Genomic DNA, 22,229 nt, shown 5'->3' on the forward strand with positions numbered 1-22,229 from the left:
CATAGGATTCGTATTTTTAATTTTCAAAATCCTTACAAATCAAAAGTCTCAATAATAAACCACTGTTTTTACGGTGGTTTATTATTGAAATACACTACTCTCACCAACCCAAATCTTTTCTATGATTATTCACCGTTAAAAAACAAAAGCGCCTGTCTCAAAAGTGAGGCAGACGCTTTATATTTTTAAATCTGATTTACTGATAAATTACAACATCATCTTTTTTAAGTTGGTAACCTGCTTTTTTATAAGGAACTAAAACATACGTTTCTTTGATATAGCTTCCGCTTTTCCATATTTTGCTTTTACCCTCTCTTTCAAGAATAATGCTTTTCGCAGCTCCTTCCGATATGAAAACTTCAGCTCTTTTCATATCCTTACTAAAAATAACAGCGGTCATTGAAGTAGAACTTTTATCTGAACCCACTTCCTTTAATTTGATTTTTTGTGCAAAAACCTTTACGCAATCATTTTTGATCTGTGAATACGTATAACCTGCCGAACCTATACAGCCGTGAACATCTCTATCTCCTCCTAAGACAGGGGATTTTTGTTGAGCAAAGGCTAAAGAACTAAGGAACATAGCACCCAATAAAATAGTTTTTCTCATATTGAAATATTAATAGTTTGAGTTAAAAAAAATAACAACAGTAACAAGGTATTAGTTATTCCAAGATACAAAAAATCTCTCATTCCGGAGACTTATAGTATATTTTTTTAAATTATCGTGATTTTTAAGGATATTTATATCCCACAGTTGGATTCAATTTCAAAACTTGGGGACTAGCTCTCACAGATTTAGCTGATGGAACAGATTCTCATTCACGCTTTTTCAAAACATTAAGATCCATGAAGGAAGTAAGCTTAGTTAAGAAGAAAAATCATTTGATTTTTTTAAGTTGTATGTCTTAAAGCAAAGCTAAAAGTTAATACTCTTAAATGCTTAACAGAATCTTAATGGTTCGAATTTTTCTCGCAGATGTACGGATAATGCAGATGAGCAAGTAAACATCTACATTATCTGATTAAGCTAGGTGAAATTTAATTTACCTGCTCAATTTTTGAGACTGAGCCCTAAACTGACCCTGCTTCATCAATTAAAAACAAAGAAACTGCCTTAACAGACAGTTTATTATTGTATATTATAAAATTTGGATTTACTGATAAATCACAACATTATCTTTTTTAAGCTGGTATCCGTTTTTCTTAAAAGGAACCAATATATATCCATCTTTCTTCCATGCTTTACCTTTACCCAATCTTGTCAGGATAAGGCTTTCCCCATCTGTATCAGGAACGAAAACTTCAGCTTTTTTCATGTCTTTGCTGAAAATCACGGCAGCCATTGAAGTGGAGCTTCCTTTCGGAGCAACTTCTGTTAATTTGATTTTCTGCTCAAAAACCCTTACACAGTCTTTTTTGATCTGAGAATAAGTATATCCTGCAGAACCTATGCATCCGTGAGCATCTCTGTCACCACCCACCGTTTGTGCAAAAGTAAAAGAACCCAGAAACATTGCGCTAAGTACAATCGTTTTTTTCATAATTATTATTTTAGAGTTACAAATGTGCTATTAAAAATCATGCCAAAAAAGGAAAAAGCCACTCTTTTGAGCGGCTTTGGTTATTATTATTTGGTCCAGTTGATTTTTGAATGTTTTACATCATCAGAATTGGTTCCGATCATGATATCAAATTCTCCCGGCTCCCAGTCAAACTTCAATTCTCCGTTGTAGAATTTCAGGCTTTCAGGGGTAATATCGAAGGTTACTTTCTTAGATTCTCCTTTTTTCAGGAATACTTTCTGGAATCCTTTTAATTCTTTTACAGGTCTGGTAATACTTCCTACCATATCTCTGATGTAAAGTTGCACCACCTCAGCACCGTCATAGTTTCCGGAATTCGTTACCGTTACCGTAGCCTGAACCGTCTGATTTCCCTTCGGGTTCGAATTGGAAACCGACAGATCAGAATAACTAAATTTAGAATAGCTCAAGCCATATCCGAATGGGTACAGCGGTGTGTTACACTCATCCATATAGTTGGAACGGAATCTTTCGTAAACACATTTGTCTACTTTATCCTGACTTAGCGGGCGGCCTGTATTTTTTGCATTATAATAGATTGGTACCTGTCCTAAACTTCTCGGGAACGTCATTGGAAGTTTCCCTGAAGGATTCACTTTTCCGAATAAAACGTCTGAAATAGCATTTCCTGCTTCTGAACCCGCAAACCATGCATTAACGATCGCATCAGGAGTATCTTTTACATTGGTCAAAGCTAATGGTCGACCTGTGTAAAGAACCATTGCAATTGGTTTTCCTGTCTTTTTCAATTCATTTAATAAATCAACCTGAGACTGAGGAATGGTAATTTCTGTTCTTGAAGAAGACTCTCCGCTCATTTCTGCAGATTCTCCGATGGCAAGAACGATAACGTCTGCTTTTTTGGCTATGTCAACCGCTTCTTTCAATAATTCATCTTTAGAGCGATTGTCACGGTCTGTTTTTTTACCGTGGGCTGCATAAATGTCTTCTAATTTAGCATCATAATCAATGTTAGCTCCTTTTGCGGAAAGGAATTTTACTTCTTTCCCGTAATTCGCCTGAAGCCCCTGCATCAATGAAACTGAAGCAGCATGCTTTGTAGCCACACTCCATGTTCCGGCCATATTCAGTGAGTTATTTACCAATGGTCCGATTACCGCTACCGTACCGGATTTTTTCAATGGAAGAACCTGGTTTTCGTTTTTCAACAGAACCATAGACTGAGCTGCTGCGCTTCTTGCTATGTTACGGTTTTCTATATTGTAAACCTCTTTAGCGGCCAGTTTTGTATCGCCGTAACGGTAAGGATCGTCGAATAATCCAAGGTCATACTTTGCTTCCAAAATTCTTCTGGCTGCCATATCGATCTCTGTCTGCGTTACCTTTCCTTCATCCAGAGATTTTTTAAGGGTGGTCAGGAATCCTTCTCCAACCATATCCATATCTACTCCGGCTTTCAGGGCTAAAGCAGATACCTGCTGAAGATCTCCCATTCCGTGTTCGATCATTTCATTGATTCCTGTGTAATCGGTTACAACGAAACCTTTGAAGTTCCACATTTTTCTTAGAACATCGGTCTGAAGCCACTTGCTTCCGGTTGCCGGAACTCCGTCCACTTCATTGAAAGAGGCCATTACAGAAGCTACCCCAGCATCTACAGCGGCTTTATATGGTGGAAAATATTCGTTGAACATTCTTACGTGACTCATATCTACTGTATTGTAGTCACGGCCGGCTTCCCCTGCTCCGTATAATGCAAAGTGCTTTACACAGGCCAGAATTGTGTTGCCAACGGAAAGATCTTTCCCTTGATACCCGTACACCATATTTTTAGAAATTTCACTTCCTAAGTAAGGATCTTCTCCGGAACCTTCAGATACTCTACCCCATCTTGGTTCGCGGGATATATCTACCATTGGCGAGAACGTCCAGTTGATTCCGTCTGAAGAAGCTTCTTTTGCCGCTACTCTCGCAGACTGCTGTACCAGATTCATGTCCCATGAAGCCGCTAATCCCAGTGGAATAGGAAAAGTAGTTTCGTAGCCATGGATCACGTCCATCCCAAAGATCAAAGGAATTTTCAGACGGCTTTTTTCCATAGCCACTTTCTGAACGGCTTTGATTTTTTCAGCTCCTTTTATATTGAATAATCCTCCTACTAGTCCCTGCTCTACTTTTTTTCCGATATCTGAACTTTGGGCCTGCCCAGTAGTAAAATCTCCGGAGGTCGGCAGATTAAGCTGGCCAATCTTTTCATCTAAAGTCATTTTAGACAAAAGATTTTCTACGAAAGCTTTTCTTTTCGCCTGATACTGGGCTGTCTGGTAAGACTGCACCGGTTTGGTTACCATTTCCTGTGCGGAAAACACGGGCGAAAGTGCTAAAGCTGCGAGTACAATTAACTTTTTCATAAATCTATCTTCTTAAATTATAGTTCTGTTTTATTGTTTACTTTGGACTGTTTTTTGGTTGGATAGCGCAAAGGCGCAAGTTTTTTCCCCAACATTATGTTTTAAGGCGCGAGGATTTTATCTGCGATAAAATTAATTGAGGTTGTAGCTCGCATCTTTATTCTTTATTCTAATTAAACTTATTCGCCTTTTTTCTTAGAAAACATCCATTCGTACAGTTTAGGGTCTGAATAGGTCGAGTCCCATGAATTGTGGTTGTCATTAGGGAAGATCACCAATTCTGCGGAAGGATTGACCGGATGTAATCTCTGGTAAAAATTTAAAGCATTCTCCGGCAAGACAATATCATCCATCCCTCCATGAAAAATTTTCACATTCAGATCTTTATACTGATTGATATTCGCGTACATGATCAAATCTGTAGGGGCACAAACCGGTACTACTGCTGCAAACATTTCAGGATGCTCCATAGCCAGTTTCAATGTTCCCCAGCCTCCCAGCGAAAGTCCCGTAAGATAAATTCTGGAGGCATCGATTTTATATTTTTTCTGAATTTCCTTGATCAGATTATAAACCGTTACTGTATCCCACCATGAATCTGCGGGACATTGCGGTGCTAAAATCGCGACAGGTTCCTTCATCAGGCTTTTATACGTAAAGGGACTGTGCACCTTAACCGCTTCGAGGTTATTTCCTCTTTCTCCTGAACCGTGAAGAAACACGATCAACGGAACATTTCCTTTTGTCTTCTGAGGGTAATCCAGAATGTAGGATATTTTCTCTGTTCTTTTAATTTCTTTATTTAATTCTCCTTTTATTTCCTGTGTATTGATCTGTAGTGACAATGGCAGGAGTAAAAGGGAAAGGTATTTTAGTTTTAATTTCATATTGTTATTTAGGTTTTGGCTAAAGCCGTTTGGTATCTCGTTTTTATTTAAACGGACTAAAACCCGTTTCTATTGAATGAAAATAGTCTTTAAAAATCAGATTATTTTATCCCATATTTCTCAGACAGGAAACTTAATTTCTTAAGTCCCTGCTGAATCTCAGGGGCATTCATAAATAGTTTCCACAGAAATCCTGTTCTGTAGTTTTCAATCATCGGAGCGATGGTTCCCTGGTCGATGGCCAGATATCTTGGCGTAAACCAGTTGTTATAATTTACAGAAGTCGCGTCATATGGTCCTGCTGATCCTATGAATTCAGGTTTTTGTGTGTACAGGAATCTCAGGAAATCCATCGATTCTTTTGGGGTGTACGGAAAGCTGCTCAGTGCGGCAGTTGGTGTGATTACGCCATTGTCATTAGTTGGCATGTGAGCTGTATAACCTGTGCTTCCGTCTTCATTTCTTGTGTATCCGGCTGTCAGTCCCCAGTAGTTTGGGCCGTAGCCTTTCCACTGTTTTGGATTTTCAACGCAGTATTTATAATCGATAAGGACTTGATTTTTGTTTAAGTCAAAATAATTTTTCACCAGTTTATCAGAAAGTCCGGTAGGATCCAGACCGATGTAGGAATATTGTGACCAGAAAAGCGGTCCGCCGTATTCTTCGGCGTAATTGTGTTTTACATACAGAGGAAGTCCGTATTTTGTTTTGTCTGAAAGGTAGTTTCCGTTTCTCGCCCAGCCTTTGTAATAAGTTTCCGCATCGATGGGATGGGTTGGCGATGAAGCGGCTAAGATATAAGTGATCAGGCATTCATTGTAGCCTTCCAGCGGAAAATTCATTTCCCATTGGTATTCCGGTGACCAGTGCCAGTAGAGTACTTTTTCGCCTCCTTTTGTGTACCAGTTCCATTGAATTCCTTTCCAAAGCTCGTCACATTTTGAAGCGAGGGCTTTTTCTTCGGCATTCCCGTTTTTAAAGTATTCGCGTACCATCAGAATTCCTGAAGTAAGAAATGCGGTCTCCACAAGGTCTCCGCCATTATCTTTTTTCCCGAAAGGAACTGTTTTTCCTGTTTCGCCATTGATCCAGTGAGACCAGGCGCCTTTATGACGGTCTGCTTTTGAGAGAAAATCCATCATATGCGTCAGTCTTTTCACGGCTTCTTTTCTTGGAATAAATCCTCTTTCCACGCCAACCAAAAGGGTTGCCAATCCGAATCCGGATCCGCCTGTTGTAATTACATGCTTGTCGTTATCAGGATAGATGTTGTCTTCATGGTAGCGCTCTCTTCCCAGCATTGATTTGGGCTCGGCATAGTCCCAGAAATATTTCAGGGCATCTTTCTGAACTCTGTCCATGAGCTGTTCATCGGTCATGTTGCTTTTTACGGCTTTATTCTGAGCAGTTTCATTGTTTTTAATCTGAGAATTTTTGCACGAAAACAGTACAGATACTGTCAGAATAGAAATAAGACCTAACTTCATAAGATATACATTTTCATATGGATAATAAAAAAACAGCCAAAGTAAACTTTGGCTATTTTATAGTATTGTAGATTAATAACCAGGATTTTGCGTGAAAGCTCCGTGGCTTTGATCCATTGCATCTAAAGGAATAGGGAATACTTCATTTTTACCGGCTTTAAACCCGTAAGGAGCAAGTACAGTGGCTGCCTGCCCTGTTCTTACCAAATCAACAAATCGGTCTCCTTCCAAAGCTAATTCTACTCTTCTTTCGTGCCATATTGCTGTACGCAATGCAGTCTGAGTAGTAGCTGTTGTTGGTAGAAGATCAGCTCTGTCTCTCACTTTATCCAGATTTAATTTTGCCGTAGAGGTGTTACCTAATTCATTAGCCGCTTCAGCGTTGATCAAAAGAATTTCCGCAAAACGCAGTATTCTGATGTTCTGAATAGATCCATATCCACAAGCACTGTTATTCAATGCTTTCGGAACATATATTTTCTGATTGTAAGTCGTCACAGAATTGGCATCTCCCATAGCAATTAAATCGCCTTCAGGAGTCGTTTCTCCGTTTCTAAGAATGGTTAGTTCTTTTCTGATATCTCCTGGTTCAAATGCATTTTCAAGTGCACTGGAAGGTGTGAAAAAGCCCCATCCGAATTGGTCTCTTACTCCCTGAACTTCAGCATACTGACTTCCTTTGTACGGAGGTACACAGTCGCAGTTCACTTCAAAAACAGATTCTTTACCAAACTCACCTGCCGGTCTGAATAAGTGGTTGAAATCAGGATCCAAATCATATCCCATTCCAATCAACTGGTTAGAAGTATCATACGCTTTCTGCCAGTCTTTTTTATACAGATACACTTTAGAAAGTAATCCCAATGCCGCTCCTTTTGTTACTCTTCCACGATCTGAAGCAGGATATGTCTGAGGTAAAACTTCCGCCGCAGCCGTAAGGTCTGCAATAATGAAATTATATACTTCCTCAACTGAGTTTCTAGGTTTTTCATAAACAGTCTCTACTTTATCATAAATAGGAACACCTCCATAAATTCTTACTAAATTGAAGTAGAAGTAAGCTCTTAACATTCTGGATTCAGCGATCAGTCTGTTCTTTAAAGTAGTATCCATGTCTATGGCCGGAACATTGGTGATCACCTGATTTGTTCTGTTCACAGCCTGCCATTGCCCGATCCAATATCCTCTTACGCCTTCGTCACTCACTGTATAGGTGAAATTATCATATACATTAATGAAAGAGGAATCTCCCGGGTTAGACCCTTTTACCACATCGTCTGCCGGAACCCCGAAAACAAACTGGTAAGGAAAAGCCGAATTCTCCCAGCTTCTCAGAAAACTATAGATAGCACTGGTAGCCTGTAAAGCATCTTCCTGTGTCTTGAAAAATGATGTAGCCTCTGTCTGACCTTCCTGTTTTATGTCTAAATAATCGTCTTTACAGCTTACTGCAAGCGAAAACAAAGTGATTGTTAAAAATATCTTTTTCATAACTCTTTCTTAATTAAAATGTTAAGTTCATACCTATGGTGTAGATTGCTGAAATCGGATAAATGTTATTATCAACACCCATCTGCACTCTGTCTGTATTCAAAATTTCAGGTGAGAATCCGTTGTATTTGAAACTTGTCCAAGGATTCTGAGCACTTACATACAATCTTAATTTAGTGATAGACATCGCATTGGCAAATGATTTAGGTAAATTATAACCTACCTGAATATTTCTGATTCTGATGTAGCTTCCATCTTCCACGTAGAAACTGTTAGGTAAAATAATTGACTGGTCATTGGTAGCCATTGGATAGTCATTTGAAGTACCTGCACCATGCCATCTGTTATTATAGAAATCTAAATCCCAGCTTTCATTTCCGTAACGCTGCTCTCTGTTGAAATTGTAGATTTTATTACCAAATACGCCCTGGAAATCAATCGCAAAATCAAAATCATACACATTCAGATTAATACCAAATCCGTAAGTTCCTTTTGGAATAGGACTTCCAAGGAAAGTTTTGTCTCTTGCATCGATCACTCCATTCCCGTCGATATCTGCAAATCTAAATCCTCCTGGTGTAGCTCCATTCTGTGTTGGTGCCCCTGCCACTTCCGAAGCATTCTGGAAAACACCTTCTACCTGATACCCGTAGTAAGAACCTACTGCCTGCCCTTCCTGTAATCTTATGATTGAGTTACCATATAAACTGGCTCCAGTCTGTAAATACGATCCGTTAAATACAGAAGTAATTTTATTTTTCAGCGTGGTCATGTTTCCATAAACACCAAGCTTTACATTCTCACTAAGATTGGCATCATAGTTAACCGCAAATTCCAATCCTCTGTTGTTGAAAGAATAAGCATTAGTAATATAGTTATTCCAGTTTCCGGCACCAGAAACAGTTCCCTGCACTATACCATAAACCACGTCCTTGGTATCTTTATCAAAATACGTAGCGTCGATTTTCAGTTTATTATTGAACAAAGCCATTTCCAATCCGAAATCTCTACCAGTTGTAGTTTCCCAACCAATATTCGGATCTATAATTTTATCAATAGTTTGTGCCGGTGCGCCATTTTCTCCATAGTAGGCCCCTTCAATGATTTTTGTTGTATTAAGCGTATACGCTCTCTGTACATCCGGGTTTCCTAATTTACCCCAGCTTGCTCTCAGCTTTAAAAGACTGAAAACATTCTGCTCGCTCATGAAGTTTTCTTTTGAAACCACCCATCCTGCACTCACAGCTGGAAATACACGGTATCTGTCATTCGAGGAATACTTAGAAGTTCCATCTCTACGAATGGAAGCATTGACAAGATATTTTCCTCCATAATCATAATTCAACCTTCCGAAAAATGATTCAATTCTATCCTGATATGGAATAACATTTCTTTCTCCTTCTTCAAAACTGGTTATATAAATATCTGTTCCGTTAGATATCACCAATGAAGCATTACTTCCATCATACTTCACATTTAATGCTTCTGCATAAGTCTGAGCATAAGAACTTCTTGTTCTGGAGAAACCAGCTAACAATTCTATATTATGTTTTCCTAAACTTTTCTTCCAGCTCAAAGTATTATCCCAGATATAATTTCTGGTTCTGGAGTCTCTTGTGATTAATTTAGTCGGTTTTTGGTCTGCTGAAGGAAAATAACCAAACGTCGGCGTAAATTCATACTTGCTCGAATTGATATTATCAGAGCTATAGCTTACTCTTAACGTAAAGTCTTTCAAGAATTTATATTCTCCCCAGATGTTATTCAACAGCCTTTCTTCTCTTGTCTGAGATCTGAACAGATCCATTTTAGCTCTTGAATTGGGTATTTTAGCCAATGTAAAATACTGATAATCTCCTGTAGCCGGATTTATTACGTCATAAAGCGGTGGTGAAGAATAAGCATCAAGTAATGTATTCAGCACATGATCCGTACGCATTTTTGAAAACGTAAAATTGTTTCCGATTGTAATATTATCCGTTACTTTATAACTAAGATTCACCTTAGTTGTAAATCTATTGAAACCACTTCCTGAATTGATTCCTCGTCCTGCAGCTAAGTTTCCTTCGTCCTGAAGATTCCCTGCACTTAAGTAATAGTTCAGTTTTCCAAGATTTCCGGATGCAGAAATATCATTAGAATTAATGATACTTGTCCTGAAAATTTCTTTGAACCAGTCTTTATCTGCCGGATAAGCAGATCTGTTTAAGAAGGTAGGATCTTTTACTTTATCATTGATTAATTTCTCATTATACAGTTCTACATATTGATCTGCATTAACCATTTTAGGAATATTAGTCACCGTTTTTATCCCTAAGTACGAGTTAAAGTTAAAAACTGGTTTCTTTCCTTTTCCGGTTTTGGTTTTAATAATCACGGCTCCGTTGGATGCTCTGGCTCCGTAAATAGCTAAACTCGACGGATCCTTCAGAACACTCATAGATTCTATATCCTGAGGGCTTAAGAAAGAGATATCATCAGTGATCATTCCGTCCACGATAAAAACTGTTTTACCGGTAAGAGAGCTTACCCCTCTGATGTCCACTCTTGGCGAACCTCCCGGCGCACCTGAGTTTAAAACCTGCACCCCGGATAACCTTCCCTGTATAGAACTGATGGGGTTAGCATTCGGTCTGTTGGCCAGGTCTTTGGCAGAAACGATCCCGATACTTCCGGTAACATTTTCTTTTTTCTGAGATCCATATCCTATCAGAACCACCTCCTCGATCTTCTGCTCTTTGGCAGTAGTATCTTTAGGAGTAGTCTGCGCATTGACGTTCATACCGAAGTATAAAACAGCAATGAGACATGAATACTTTAAATCACGTTGTTTCATATAGTTCAATTTTATTCGTACAATCAAATTTTAATAATGTCCTTCCCGGTGGAGTTATTTAAATTCTCAAAAAAAGACATTAGTCAAAAATAGAAAAAAAAACGAACATTGTTAACATATCTTAAAAATTTAAAAAAACAAAACAAATATTAAACAGAAGTTCGCATAATACCTATTTAACCAGATTAAATTACATTATAAGTTTGAATTTATGATAAAATACCCAATTAAAATTATTGCATTTTTAGCAGAAAATTCACCAAATTGGCAACAGGAATTTAATATTTTGTTAATACAGGAATAGTATTTACCTTTGGCGCAATATTTGAAAAAATAAGAAAAAGATCAATGAAAAAATACATCATAACGGCAGCTTTGTTAATAGGAACCGGAACATTAGTTCTGACCGCTGTACAATCCTGTCAAACAATGGCCACTACTGACCTGGGGCTATCGATCATTAAAAAGGTTTTACTGAACGGTATCGATAAAGGAATGGGGATCTACAGTAATAAAGAAGCCTTCCTTCAGAATAATATGGTGGACAAGGCACTTCCAAAAGAGCTTAGAGATATCAACTCAACGCTTGAAAAAATTGCTCCGTCCTTAGTGGCTAAAGAGAGAGATTTTATCGCGCAGGCAGCTGCTTATACGGTTAACCTTTCAAAACCTATTCTACAGGACGCAGTCAACAGCCTGAATGCACAGGATGTCACAAGAATTATTCAGGGTACAACGGCGACGCAGATCCTAAAGGAAAAAACATCCCAACAGCTCGTAGCCGCCATCGCTCCCAAAGTGGATGAGAAACTGAACGAATACGGCATTGCAAAAACCATCAACACAGCACTTTCAGGAAACAATCTTCTGGGAAGCCTTCTTGGAGGAAGCAACAGCAATGTGAATACCGGAGGACTGAGCAAACTGGCCTCAGAACAATTGGTCAACGGACTGTTTAATATCATTGAAGATTACGAACATCAGAACTCTAAAGCCCTGCTTGGGCCTCTTGGAAAATAGAAAAATTTTCGCTATATTTATATATAATTTAACAAGGCAGATGGACATATTACAAGGAAACCAACACGCAAACCAGGAGGATTTTTATAGTTCTCTGAAGGAAAAACTGGAAGGTCACCATGACTTTCCGGAAGATTATTTATTTAAATTTATTATTCCTACAGACGAGGCTAAACTTACAGAAATTTATAAAGTTTTCGATGGTATTAAATTTACATTAGGAAACCGCGAAAGCAAAAATGGAAAATACACAGCCTGCAATATCAACGCGTTCGTACTGGATGCAGATCAGGTAGTGAATATTTATAAAGAAGTAGCTAAAATAGAAGGCGTTATTCTATTGTAGAAAATAAAAAGTCAGCTTCCGCTGACTTTTTTTATGTTTATACGCTTATTATTTTTCAATAAAAAATTTCACATTTTCAATAGGTCTTCCCAGCATAGCCACAGATCCTTTGATTAAGATCGGTCTTTGGATCAGGGAAGGATTTTCAGACAGAATTTTGATCCATTCTTCTTCAGAATAATTTTTATCGGCATATTGTTCCGTATACAGTTTATCTGTTTTGCGGATCATATGAAATACGCTCTGATTCAGCTTTTTCAGCACTGTTTTGATTTCCAGGACGCTTAATGGATCCTCTACGATATTGATGATCTCAAAAGGCACCCCGTTTTCATCCAGATACTCAAGAACAGCATTGGATTTTGAGCAACTTCCGTTATGTAAAACCTTAACCATCATACTATAATCATTTAAAAAATTAAACTTTCTTCTCAAATTTAAGAAGAAATGATTGGAAAGCTGTCTTAAATTCTGATAAAAATTTGTTAAAAACTCCTGAGAGGACAGCTTAATTTCCTGGCAACAGATTCTCTTTAAAAATTGTACACCTTATCACTATCTCCCAGCACCGTCTGGAAAGAAGAAGGCAGTGTATCTTTAAACTCCGGTTCCACAGATGGATTTCCCGGGTAAGATTTACCGTTATATTTTACAAGATAATGATGTCCTTTACTCGGAATGATAAGATCAGACCATCCGTTGGTCTTATTCGTGGAGATAGCAACAGGTCCTCCAACAACAGTAAATCCTTTGAGTTTTTCACCTTTACTGTTAAATAGATAAACTGTACACCCTCCGGTACCGCAAAAGTAGTTTCCTTTCATGGCAACAAAGATCTCGGGATCATTATCGCCGTTCAGGTCGGCTTCACTGTAGCTGAATTTACGGTCATTTTCAGTAAGTATATTCAGATCTTTTTTATCCAGATGATTTTTTATCATTTCACCAATCTGCAGAGCCTTCTGGTCTGTACTTTTATCTTTATCAGCGTTTCCTTGTACGGAAATACTGTCTTTTATTTTTGCCACAGGTTCAGCTGTTGCGCTGTCCATTGTTGATGGAAGTTTTTTATCCGCCTGCTTACTACATGAAAGACAGAATACTGCTGCAACAGAAAGAGCAATCACACGGCTGTTAATGAATGAATACATAATAATTGTTTTAGATTTGGAGGATTAGATTCCGCTAATAATTTTCAACCCATCATTAGCATTATAATTGATATTGGTTTAAATAAACGGCTTATCAATACGATGTATTGATAGCCCTTTATTCAACAGTGTTTTGTTTAAAATATCTTATATCGGTTTCTAGAAAAGACCGTTCAGCTCTGCTTCGATTTTTTCAAGGATAAATCCGAAATCTTCAGGTTTTTCCACGAAATCAAGGTCATCTACTTCGATCACAAGAAGCTTCCCTTCTGTATAATCAGAGATCCATTTTTCATATTTCTGGTTCAGTTTTGAAAGGTATTCGATACTGATGGATGCTTCATATTCTCTTCCTCTCTTGTAGATCTTTTTCACAAGGTTCGGAACATCAGATTTTAAATAAATTAAAAGATCCGGTGCAGAGACAAATGATTTCATCAGGCCGAAAACAGAGATATAGTTCTTGAAATCCCTGTCGGAAAGAAGTTTCATATCATTCAGGTTTTCTGCAAAAATATGGGCATCTTCATAGATCGTACGGTCCTGGATAATATTTTTTCCACTTTCTCTGATCTCCTTCACCTGGCGGAATCTGCTTCCTAAAAAGTAGATCTGCAGGGCAAAGCTCCACTTGCTCATGTCCGCATAAAAATCTTCCAGATAAGGGTTATGGTCTACATCTTCAAACTGTGCATCCCATCCGTAATGCTTGGCAAGCATCGTGGTCAAAGTGGTTTTTCCTGCTCCAATATTTCCTGTAACTGCAATATGCATTCTCCTAAGTATTTTTTTTATTTAATTTGACTAAACTCCAGCCGCCTGAACTTCGGAAGTATCTTCTATCAGCTTCTGCAAAGTATGGTCCGTAGCTTTCTCTTCAGATTCCTTCTTTTCATCGTCAGCTTTCTTTCCTTCTTCCCCAGCGGGTTTTTCAGATGATGATTCTGTGGCTGGCACCGTAGTCGGCTTGGTGTCGGGCTCTGTCTGCAGTTTAGTTTCCTTTATTTTTTCTAAGTTGTAAAGATAGAGCTTGTTCGCTTTGATTTCAAAATAAGAAAGGATGTTTTTATCCACAATTTGCGCGTCCTTATCTTCAAAAATCTTCACCATTCCTTTTTCGGGATCGTATTTCAGAATCGAGTTGTCCGCAACGACCAAAACAACATCATTTTCCCTTCTGAAACGTTTTCCGTTTTCCAGCGGTGCTTCGAAGAGTTTTTCAAACTTTAGCGAGAAGACCCTGATATGTTTCCGGGTTAAAATATAGACTTTCGTTTCAAAGACCAGCAGATCCATCAGGTCATCAAAACTGACATCAAAAGGATAGGAATTGATGGTCGTATCATTCCTGAAATTATATTGAATAAGACGTTTTGTGCTGTCATCCAAAAGCCAGAGCTGCTGAAGATCTTCTGCATATGCCATTTTGATAAATCCAAATTTCTGCTTGAAATCAACCTTTTGAATCTCGTTCATATTCTGATCTACAAATTTCATTTCCTGAGCATTTTCCGAAAATAAGGCCAGGCTCAGAGGATTCTGTACCGACTGTACCTTGTAAGGAACGGTCAGCATCATTTTTCCGAGCTGTTTCCCGAGAGAATCGTATTTGGTAAAGCTGAAGTCTTTGTTTTTGTAGATGTACAGGTTTCCGTAATCGTCTGCCAGCATATCTTTGGCTTCCTTCAGTTTCAGAGTGTCAAAAGGAAGGGCTTTCTGTGCATTTACTGTACAGAAAAGGAACATGAATATGATATAAAGTAGTCTCAAAATCTATTTTGGTAAAGATAACTTTCCTATGCGGAACGTCAGCAATTTACATCCTTTTATTTGAATTTTAAACAATGAATTATTTAACTGAAATTTCAAAAATTTTTGACCAGTTTTTCCCTGTCACCAGCATATTATCTCCTTTAAAAGCAATTCCGTTTAAAACATGTTCACTGTTCCCCTGATCATTTTCCCCGGTCAGTTTTGTGAAATCAAATTTACCCACCGCTTCTCCTGTCGCAGGATTAATTTTTAAAATAATGGGGTTATGCCACACATTGGAATATATAAACCCGTTGTGGTATTCCAGCTCATTCAGTTTGTCGTAGGTTTGAGTATGTCCGGCAACAGAAACTGTGCGGACTACTTTTGACGGATCATTGACATCCAGAAAATAAAGATTTTTCGAGCCATCTGTAGCCACAAGATTTTTACCGTCATAAGTCAGTCCCCATCCTTCTCCGATAACATTCGGTAAAGGGAACTGTGAGATTTTTTTCAATGAATTTTTATCGTAAATAAACCCAATTTTATTTTTATAGGTCAGCTGATAAATTTTATCCCCAACAACCGCACAGCCTTCGGAAAAAACATCTGCCGGCTGTTTTTCAGTAATCATGGGAGTCGCTGAACCTAAAGTATATTTTATAAGCTGGGAAGAACCATCCAGTCCGTCGCTTTCGTAGACGGTGTTGCCTTCCATAAGAAATCCTTCGACAAAGTTATCCGGATCGTGAGGGTAATCTGCGATGATGCTATATGAAATATTCTGTTCCTGATTTTTCGCGAAAACGTTGATGGTTGCATCCTGGTTTAAGGTTTCTCCACCTTTGGTTTTAATGATCAAGGTCACTTCATTATCTCCTAATGTAAAAAATTTGGGATCTACCGTCAGACTGGAAGTCTCGTTGTCGCCAAAACTGATGGTAATCGTTTCCGCATTGTCCATTATTTCCTTCGGAAAATTAAGCTGATCTCCGAAATGATAACCTTTCGCTTCTTTTGAATTGTTGTAATCAGCCAGGGCATCCAGCATTTTTTCATTGTTATTGCACGAAGACAGCAGGAAAATGACACCTAAACCGGCTATGATATTTCTTTTCAGTGAATTCTTAATCATCCGTCAAAAATAGTAAATTTTTAATCCAAACATAAAAATAGCGCTCCTTAGGAACGCTATATTTTTTATAAAAAATCTTCAGTCAGATTATTTGATCTGAACTTCATAGATCTTCGGCCAGTTTTTACCGGTTACGAGCATATTGTCGCCTTTGAAAGTAATTCCGTTCAAGACGTCGTCACTTCCTTTGGTATTCTGTTTTGCAATATCTGTAAAGTCAAACGTTCCCACTACTTCTCCCGTTGCAGGATTGATCTTTAACACCACAGGTTTCTGCCATACGTTGGCATAGATAAATCCGTTGTGGTATTCCAGTTCGTTCAGCTGGTCGTAAATCTGAGAACTTCCCGCTACAGCTACATATTTGATCAGTTTTGAAGGATTGTTGGCATCCAGAAAATATAATAGCTTGCTTCCGTCTGATGCGATCAGGTTTTTGCCGTCATAAGTCAGTCCCCAGCCTTCACCCAAAACATTCGGGTAAGCAAATTCTGAAAGCAGTTTCAAAGAGCTTTTGTCATAGATATACCCTTTTTTGCTCTGCCAAGTCAACTGATATACTTTATCACCAACGATGGTGCTTCCTTCAGAGAAATCTTCCTGAGCCTGCTTGGTAGAAGCCAGAGGAGTAGTAGTTCCCAATGTATATTTCAGGATCTGGGAAGAACCGTTCTGCCCGTCACTTTCATAGATGGTGTTGCCTTCGATCTGGAAACCCTGTACAAAATTCTTTGGGTCGTGAGGATATTCTGCAATAATCTGATATGCGATATTTTTTTCAGGATTTTTTGCAAATACATTGATGGTTGCATCCTGATTAAGGACTTTCCCGCCTTTTGTTTTGATGTTAAAAGTAACCGCATTATCACCCAGTGTAAAAAATTTAGGATCAACGGTTAAGCTTGAAGTTTCTTTGTCTCCAAAGCTGATGCTGATGCTTTCTGCGTTCTCCGTTACCTCTTTCGGAAGTTCAAGTTTATCACCGAAGTGATACCCTTTTTCCACCATTGTATTATTATATTCATTCAGCGTGTTCAGGATCTTTTCATCTTTGTTACAAGACGCCAACATCAAAACCACCGCTAAACCTACTATTATATTCTTTTTCATTGAATTTCTAAATATTTCCCCAAAAATAGCAAAATTTATTCCGTATTGCCAATATTATCCACGGGCTGGCCAAATTGTAACAGATAGCCGTTGTTATCATAGACTGCAAACTCCCTCATTTCCCATTCAAAAGTCTCGATTTCATAGCATACTTTTGCCTTTGTTTTAAGATCTTCCCAAAGATCATCCACATCATCTACGTTAAAATAAAATGAGCCTGTAAAGCCTATTCCATTGGGTTTTTCATAATCATTCTGAGAAAGCATGATCTGTACATCGTCTTTTTTAAGTGAAGCCCACTGCCATTCATCATTTCTTCCCATCAAAGTAAAACCAAGGATCTGGGTATAAAATCCTATTGTTTCATCTATATTATCGGTCCAGAGTATAGGGCGAAGTGCTGAGTAGGTCATATGTTCCCGGATTCAAAAGTGTTCTTACTGATTTTCATATTAATGGAAAGCCAAAGTTCGTTATCAATACTGACTTCGCTCATCACGTCCGGATCAATTTCAAAACCTACTTTTTTATAGCATTCAATGGCTCCGGTGTTCCAGTCGTATACATTAAGTTCGGCAGTTTCCCTATCAAATTGACGGAAACCATATTGCAGGAGTTCCCGCACAATTTTCTTTCCGTAGCCCTTTCCTCTGTTGTTCTCGTCCCATAACAGGATTCTACCCAGAAGAAAAGTTTCATCCTTTAAAAAGATCTGGGCATGGCCAATTGCTTTCTGCTCCGTGGTATCAAAAACCCTGAACATCAAACGGTTTTCATTCTCCAGGTCACTTTCCAGCTGTTCTTTCGTCAATGGAAAATGATAGGCAGGACCGGCAAACTGTAGAAGTTCCCTGTTGTTTTTTATTTTAGATATCAGTTCAGAAGCATTTTCTTCTTTAAAAACATGCAGCTCGATCATATCTTTTATTTTTCTAAATAATCTTTCAAACTCTGTCCGATAATAGAATTCCAGCCTTCTGTAAAACTTGTTCTGGAAAAATTTTCTCCCAGACCTTCAAATCCTTCAATATTCTCATGAGTCAGTGTTACCAGCGTTCCGTCATCTTCCGGCTGAAGCTCCCAGGTCACTGTGGTCACAGCATCTGAGAGCTCAGGATAGGCCCAGCTGTGTTTCAGCTTTTTGTTGAGAATAGTTTCTAAAATACGGCCGCGGTGAAGATATTCCCCTCCATCACAAGATTCATAGAAGTCAAACTCTTTTCCCGGTTCCAATCCAAAATCACGGATCGTAAAGTACCAGGATTTCATTTCATTTTTATCGGTCAATGCCTTCCATATTTTCTCTGCCGGTGCATTGAATTTGTACTGAACAGTGATGGGTGTATTCATAGTTTCAGATTTAATTAAGATTTAACTGTGAGAAAATCCTGTGATCTTTGCTTCATCGAAATCCAGCTGCATTTCTATAGATCTCATCACATGATCATCAAATATTTTCTCCCTTTTCATCCGGTGCAGTTCATTTCTCTGAGCCTGGATGATCTGGCGAAGCACATCTTTATTTTCATTGATTGCGTTCACATAATCACCTGTGGAAGCCATACACTGGGCCTTATCTGCCATAAGCATCATTTCGGTTTCCAGTTTATGTTTCTGATGACGTACCAATGTATTCGTAACGGCAAGCTCGGAAAAATCGTTTTCCATTTTGTGCAGTGCTGTTTCTTTAAGTTTACGCATCAGGATTACTTCCTGTTTTTCTTCAGGTAATTCGCTTCCGGCATCATCTATTTTTAACCATTTTAAGATTGGAGTCAGAAGAAGCCCCTGCCCTACCAGCGTGATCAAAATGATAACGAAAGTTACGAATAAAATGATATTACGGTGTGGAAAAGCTTCTCCATTTGGTAAAAACGCAGGAATGGAAAGTGCAGCAGCCAGTGAAACCACTCCTCTCATCGCGGCAAAGCTGATGATGAAAGGTTCCCGCCAGTCCGGTTTCGGAATTTTCAGTCTTAATTCTTTAGAGCAAAGTCGTGGGAAATACATTACGGCATAACTGTACAGCAATCTGGTGAGAATAATGGCACCTCCGATCACCACACTGTAAAAGATCCCTTCTGAAATGGTATAATCTTTCATGGCAGCAACCACTACCGGAAGCTCAAGACCAATAAGAATGAAGATGATTGTATTCATCAGGAATATGAGCACGCTCCAGACATTTCCGGACTGTATTCTCGAAGTATGACTCAAATAGCAATGCGAATTATAGGACATCAAAAGTCCTCCCGCAACTACCGCCAGTACGCCTGAAAAATGGAAATGTTCCGCGCCCACATACATGATGTAAGGAACGATCAGTGTAATTACGGTATCAATATTCGAGTTGGAAGGAATGATTCTTAGCAAAGCTCCAAATAAAAGTCCTGTAGCAACACCGATCACTACTCCACCCACAGCCATCATAAAGAAATCCTGAATAGCATCTCTCCAGATAAACTGTCCTGAAATAACAGCCGCCAAAGCAAATTTAAATACAATTAAACTGGAAGCATCATTAATCAAACTTTCGCCTTCAAGGATACTGGTAATCTTTTTAGGAATCTTCATGTGTTTTAACACTGAAGTAGCAGCTACTGCATCCGGTGGTGAATTGACGCCTCCCAATAGGAATCCCATGGCAACGGTAAGTCCCGGAATAATGGATGATGAAAGGTAAGCTACGACAATTGAAGTCAGAAATACAAGCCCGAAAGCCATAGAAAAGATCTGCTTTCTCCATTTGTGGAAATCCTGCCACGACGTGAACCATGCAGCTTCGAACAAAATCGGAGGAAGGAAGATAAGAAATACGAGGTCAGGCTCTATTTCAATATGCGGCATTCCCGGAATAAGGCTGATCGCTAGACCGGCAATCACCAGGAAGATGGGATAAGCTACCTTCAGCTTTTGCCCTATCATCACCAATATCATCACAGACAGCAGGACTGCAATGGAAATTATAACATAACTGTGAATCATTTTGAGTTGTTTTTTTAAGTTTGTTTTTTGAGTTTGAAATTGGCTAAATGCAGAGTACAAAAGTTCTACTACGTTCTAGCTGTTTTCTTATGTTGGTTTATCGCAAAGGCGCAAGGTTGTTTAAGGTGGATGTTTTTAAGGCGCAAGAAAATCAGAGATTTTCAGCTATACTTTTTACTTTTCTTAACCTTGTAGGTTTAGATTTTTATCTAAAGAACACAGCCTTTACCTTTACCTTTACCTTTACCTTTACCTTTACCTTTACCTTTACCTTTACCTTTTAAAGCACAATATTATTCTTTGGAGCAATAGCCGGCGGAAGATCGGATTCATCCAGCATGTCTCTCATATCAATCTCAATGGTACGGCTGATCTGGGTGATGGGAACGTCATTCGGGCTTCCTTCAAACGGGTTTACGGATGCTTCTCCTACACTGTCGAGGGTATGAAAACACCAGGTTACCATCAGTGAAAACGGAATGTTAAACCATATTGTCCAGCCTTCCAGTACGGTACCTTCCCCTAGTTTATCCAGTTCTTTCAATAACCCAAAAGGTACAAAAAGAATGAATAGCAATAATAAATACGTGGTGATGGATGAGAAGTTTCTAGGATATGGAAAGTTCTTAATTCTTTCCGCCTTCCCCTGATCATCTGTAAATTTTACCAGCTGCTGATTGATCTGTGTCCATTGAAAATCATTGATATCTCCCCTGGCATAAGCTTCGGACAATTCTTTGCTCTGGCTTGCCATCAGCTGAGTCGCCCTGTTTTTTTTGCTTAAAATATATTGAAGTTCTGTTTCAGAAAGATAATTTTTCAGTTCATCATCCAGCTTAGTAAGTCGTTCCGGAATATCGTATTTCTTAGAATATTCGTCATATTGCGCCGTCCCCATATTCTCCCAGGTTCTCGGCTCACGAAGCTGAAAACGAAGGGCGGTTAGCCATGCATAATGACGGTGAAACATTTCTTTTACCTTTTTCGGATCCTTGTTGGAAAGGGCATCTCTTAAAACGTATCCAAAGCTACGGCTGTCATTGATAATGGCTCCGTAAATCTGTCTGGCTTCCCAAAGTCTGCTGTAACTCGCATTGTTTTTAAAACCTACGATAAAAGCAACAGCTGTTCCTAAAATAGCGATCGGCTGCCATGGAACGGAAACAAATTTCCATCCTAAAAAATATAAAATTGTAGGTATGGCCGATAATACCGTGAGTACATAAATACTGCGTCTCGTCCAAACGGCGAACTCTACCGCTCCAAATCTCTTCCCTGAATGCATATGTGTTTATTTATTTGTGATCTGTTGAATTTGTTCTCTAAACTAACAGTTTTTCATCATCATCATGGCATCCGGCACAGGCTGTCAGTATTAATTTTTATTAAAAGGAATATTATTATAAAACCCTATCTGGATCTGCCCACGATTCCTGTTTTCCTGAATCTGGTTCATATAACCTGCTTCTATCCTCATGTTTTTATTGATAACGTATCCCAAAGCTCCATAGACTCTGTTCCTGTCAAAAACGGGACTGTCAAAACTTAAGAAAATCTCGTTATACACCGAAGCATAGAGCGATTTCGGAAGCATTTCCTTTTGGGTAATTGGAATATTCAGCCCGATCATATAACGGAACCTCATCCTGAAATCATCCTGCAGAAAACGTTCTTCCAAACGGTATCTGTGCTGCAGATTAAAGCGTCCGAATTTCTGTTTGGTGATAAACTGCTGGAAGATCCTGTGTTCTATATTCTCTTTTTTTTCACCGTTTACGTAAGGCTGGCTTAAAATAAAACCATAGCCCAACAAAACATTATTATTATTTTCAGTAAGGTCATACCCGATTCCCGTACGGATCAATAATTGTTCAAGGTCTCCTACTGCATCAAAATTACGGTACTGGATTTCGTTGTGGAGATTCAGCTTCTTGCTGATCTTATTGTTTCCGAAATACATATACCAAGCTCCCAAATCATTTTTCTGCGCATAGGCTGCTACTGACCCCAGACTCAATACTGTAAACACCAGCTTCGTAAAGACCTTTCTCATAATTACCAATTACTA

General features: G+C 38.7%; 21 protein-coding genes. 2 read left to right on the forward strand and 19 right to left on the reverse strand.

Annotated elements, in window-relative coordinates; all coding sequences use genetic code 11:
* Positions 1-196: 196 nt before the first annotated feature.
* The 7 genes from LC419_RS00405 to LC419_RS00435 form a co-directional block, all read right to left on the reverse strand.
* On the reverse strand, positions 197-610 hold the full coding sequence (locus LC419_RS00405; RefSeq protein ID WP_223605478.1) for a hypothetical protein: 414 nt from the start codon (positions 608-610) through the stop codon (positions 197-199).
* A gap of 547 nt (positions 611-1,157) precedes the next feature.
* The gene (locus LC419_RS00410) at positions 1,158-1,544 is read right to left on the reverse strand and encodes a hypothetical protein (RefSeq protein WP_223605479.1); all 387 of its coding nucleotides are present in this window, start codon (positions 1,542-1,544) and stop codon (positions 1,158-1,160) included.
* 86 nt (positions 1,545-1,630) lie between these two features.
* Positions 1,631-3,958 carry a beta-glucosidase BglX gene (gene bglX, locus LC419_RS00415; RefSeq protein WP_223605480.1) on the reverse strand — a complete coding sequence of 776 codons (2,328 nt, stop codon included), beginning with the start codon at positions 3,956-3,958 and terminating at the stop codon, positions 1,631-1,633.
* A 179-nt stretch (positions 3,959-4,137) separates the two neighbouring features.
* Positions 4,138-4,845 (reverse strand): prolyl oligopeptidase family serine peptidase, encoded by a 708-nt coding sequence (locus LC419_RS00420; RefSeq protein WP_223605481.1) that lies wholly within the window; start codon positions 4,843-4,845, stop codon positions 4,138-4,140.
* Positions 4,846-4,946: 101 nt separating this feature from the next.
* Positions 4,947-6,332: a glucoamylase family protein gene (locus LC419_RS00425; RefSeq protein ID WP_223605482.1), complete on the reverse strand. Its 1,386-nt coding sequence runs from the start codon at positions 6,330-6,332 to the stop codon at positions 4,947-4,949.
* Positions 6,333-6,404: 72 nt separating this feature from the next.
* Positions 6,405-7,823, reverse strand: a complete 1,419-nt coding sequence (locus LC419_RS00430) for a RagB/SusD family nutrient uptake outer membrane protein (protein ID WP_223605483.1) — start codon at positions 7,821-7,823, stop codon at positions 6,405-6,407.
* A gap of 13 nt (positions 7,824-7,836) precedes the next feature.
* Positions 7,837-10,659, reverse strand: coding sequence for a SusC/RagA family TonB-linked outer membrane protein (locus LC419_RS00435; RefSeq protein ID WP_223605484.1), 2,823 nt, complete (start codon positions 10,657-10,659; stop codon positions 7,837-7,839).
* Positions 10,660-11,007: 348 nt separating this feature from the next.
* Here LC419_RS00435 and LC419_RS00440 point away from each other — a divergent pair, with 348 nt between their 5' ends.
* Complete coding sequence (locus tag LC419_RS00440; protein ID WP_223605485.1) at positions 11,008-11,679, forward strand: DUF4197 family protein; 672 nt, start codon at positions 11,008-11,010, stop codon at positions 11,677-11,679.
* 40 nt (positions 11,680-11,719) lie between these two features.
* Positions 11,720-12,025, forward strand: a complete 306-nt coding sequence (locus tag LC419_RS00445) for a DUF493 family protein (protein ID WP_223605486.1) — start codon at positions 11,720-11,722, stop codon at positions 12,023-12,025.
* A gap of 48 nt (positions 12,026-12,073) precedes the next feature.
* Here the strand turns inward: LC419_RS00445 and LC419_RS00450 are convergent, their stop codons facing one another.
* From LC419_RS00450 to LC419_RS00505, 12 genes are all read right to left on the reverse strand, one after another.
* Complete coding sequence (locus tag LC419_RS00450; protein WP_034724977.1) at positions 12,074-12,424, reverse strand: ArsC/Spx/MgsR family protein; 351 nt, start codon at positions 12,422-12,424, stop codon at positions 12,074-12,076.
* A 134-nt stretch (positions 12,425-12,558) separates the two neighbouring features.
* The gene (locus tag LC419_RS00455; RefSeq protein ID WP_223605487.1) at positions 12,559-13,176 is read right to left on the reverse strand and encodes a hypothetical protein; all 618 of its coding nucleotides are present in this window, start codon (positions 13,174-13,176) and stop codon (positions 12,559-12,561) included.
* Positions 13,177-13,335: 159 nt separating this feature from the next.
* Positions 13,336-13,950 carry a deoxynucleoside kinase gene (locus LC419_RS00460; protein ID WP_034724975.1) on the reverse strand — a complete coding sequence of 205 codons (615 nt, stop codon included), beginning with the start codon at positions 13,948-13,950 and terminating at the stop codon, positions 13,336-13,338.
* Between the two features lie 30 nt (positions 13,951-13,980).
* Complete coding sequence (locus LC419_RS00465) at positions 13,981-14,946, reverse strand: hypothetical protein (RefSeq protein WP_223605488.1); 966 nt, start codon at positions 14,944-14,946, stop codon at positions 13,981-13,983.
* Between the two features lie 79 nt (positions 14,947-15,025).
* Positions 15,026-16,051 carry a glutaminyl-peptide cyclotransferase gene (locus tag LC419_RS00470; RefSeq protein ID WP_223606727.1) on the reverse strand — a complete coding sequence of 342 codons (1,026 nt, stop codon included), beginning with the start codon at positions 16,049-16,051 and terminating at the stop codon, positions 15,026-15,028.
* Between the two features lie 102 nt (positions 16,052-16,153).
* Complete coding sequence (locus LC419_RS00475) at positions 16,154-17,176, reverse strand: glutaminyl-peptide cyclotransferase (protein ID WP_034724972.1); 1,023 nt, start codon at positions 17,174-17,176, stop codon at positions 16,154-16,156.
* Between the two features lie 35 nt (positions 17,177-17,211).
* Complete coding sequence (locus LC419_RS00480; RefSeq protein WP_223605489.1) at positions 17,212-17,589, reverse strand: VOC family protein; 378 nt, start codon at positions 17,587-17,589, stop codon at positions 17,212-17,214.
* Positions 17,586-18,095: a GNAT family N-acetyltransferase gene (locus tag LC419_RS00485; protein ID WP_223605490.1), complete on the reverse strand. Its 510-nt coding sequence runs from the start codon at positions 18,093-18,095 to the stop codon at positions 17,586-17,588. Before LC419_RS00485 ends, LC419_RS00480 begins: the two co-directional genes overlap by 4 nt.
* Before the next feature lie 5 nt (positions 18,096-18,100).
* Positions 18,101-18,526, reverse strand: a complete 426-nt coding sequence (locus tag LC419_RS00490) for an SRPBCC domain-containing protein (RefSeq protein WP_223605491.1) — start codon at positions 18,524-18,526, stop codon at positions 18,101-18,103.
* A 21-nt stretch (positions 18,527-18,547) separates the two neighbouring features.
* On the reverse strand, positions 18,548-20,161 hold the full coding sequence (locus LC419_RS00495) for a Na+/H+ antiporter (RefSeq protein ID WP_223605492.1): 1,614 nt from the start codon (positions 20,159-20,161) through the stop codon (positions 18,548-18,550).
* Between the two features lie 280 nt (positions 20,162-20,441).
* A complete protein-coding gene (locus LC419_RS00500; protein ID WP_223605493.1) occupies positions 20,442-21,446 on the reverse strand; it encodes a bestrophin family protein in 1,005 nt (334 codons plus the stop codon).
* A 90-nt stretch (positions 21,447-21,536) separates the two neighbouring features.
* On the reverse strand, positions 21,537-22,214 hold the full coding sequence (locus LC419_RS00505) for a DUF2490 domain-containing protein (RefSeq protein ID WP_223605494.1): 678 nt from the start codon (positions 22,212-22,214) through the stop codon (positions 21,537-21,539).
* Positions 22,215-22,229: the final 15 nt, after the last annotated feature.

Origin of the sequence: Chryseobacterium sp. OSA05B (assembly GCF_019970065.1) — a bacterium.
Classification (GTDB): domain Bacteria; phylum Bacteroidota; class Bacteroidia; order Flavobacteriales; family Weeksellaceae; genus Chryseobacterium.